A 1,157-nucleotide genomic window follows, 5' to 3' on the forward strand; every position below is an offset into this window, starting at 1 on the left:
GCGCACGAAGCGCAAGTCATTTTTGTGGTTATTTCAGGCAACCGTTGCCGTTTTTAAGCTACCTCTGGGTAGGGAGTAGAAAAACGCTGGAAGTTGACGATTGAAGCCAGAGGTCATCGAGTCCAATGAAATTGATGTAACTCCCGTGATAAAGGTTCTCTTCACAAATCCGCGGGAGGCGTAGTTTTTTATACAAGCGTAGAAAGTCTTGAGAAAACCTTCGGCTCCGGTCATTGCGCGAAATTGCTCCGGATCCTTCGAAAGGATTTCTTGGGCAAACTGGTCATATTCGTCAATGATCAGGTATAGGCCTTCGTCTAGCTTTCTTTGCGCAAGGCGAAAAAAACTCATCAGCAACGCAGCCGGCGATGACCAAGATTCATCCAGCAACTCCTGCATCTGAGAATCTTCAGGAAGATATCGTTTGACAAAATCTTCAAGCCCCGTCAAAACATTAATAACGAAATTATTAACTAGTCTATCTCCGCCATCTATGCCGGAAAAGTCTAGTTTGAGAACGAGAAACTTGCTAGCCCATGGCGTCGGATGATCTCCAACCCATGTTCCTGAGAATCTTTCATCAAAATCTCCCGCAGCTGCCTTGTCGTAATACGCCATCAGCATATTTGCAAAAAGAGATTTTCCAAAGCGGCGAGGACGAACAATGAACGGGAAACGAGTTCCACACTGCTCTAGTACCTGAATAAAATGGGTCTTATCAACATACGCGTAACCAGCTTCGCGAAGGTAGGCAAACGAAGGCTCTCCATAAGGAACCTGCTTGAGCTCTTGCTGCATGATCTTGAACACCGATCTCTCATAAAGTACATATTGGGATTCTAGCTTCGAGAGCTTTTCAATCTCTGCCTCTATGTCGTCATGGGCGTGATGACATCCCGAGCGATTTCTCTCATGATTGACTTAAAAAAACACACTTCAACAAGGCTTCGTCGAGTGTTTGCGCAGGGTGTGCCCTGAAGAGACGGTAAAGCGTTGAGAGAGAGCACCAGTACTCCTTGTTTTTATCGAGCAGCTTGTAGAAGGCCTGCGTCAGACTCAGATCCCGCACATCGGCTTTGCAGAAGCGATCTACGATCTGCTCACGCAGGTCCTCAGGGATTTGCCGCGGGCTCGTAAAGTTGCTGCGGTCGAGCCGG

General features: G+C 47.4%; 2 protein-coding genes. Both read right to left on the reverse strand.

All coding sequences use genetic code 11. From position 1 onward, the window contains the following. Positions 1-33 precede the first annotated feature (33 nt). Positions 34-798, reverse strand: coding sequence for an AAA family ATPase (locus GBM95_RS11770; protein WP_152159263.1), 765 nt, complete (start codon positions 796-798; stop codon positions 34-36). 112 nt (positions 799-910) lie between these two features. Next, on the reverse strand, positions 911-1,157 hold a 247-nt coding region (locus GBM95_RS12835), incomplete at its 5' end, for a hypothetical protein (RefSeq protein WP_226963317.1).

Origin of the sequence: Sutterella seckii (genome assembly GCF_009183815.1) — a bacterium.
In the GTDB taxonomy this organism is placed as follows: domain Bacteria; phylum Pseudomonadota; class Gammaproteobacteria; order Burkholderiales; family Burkholderiaceae_F; genus Sutterella; species Sutterella seckii.

Coding starts and splice junctions, on each gene's coding strand:
- GBM95_RS11770 (WP_152159263.1), bottom strand. CDS start 798: ATGCAGCAAGAGCTCAAGCAGGTTCCTTATGGAGAGCCTTCGTTTGCC.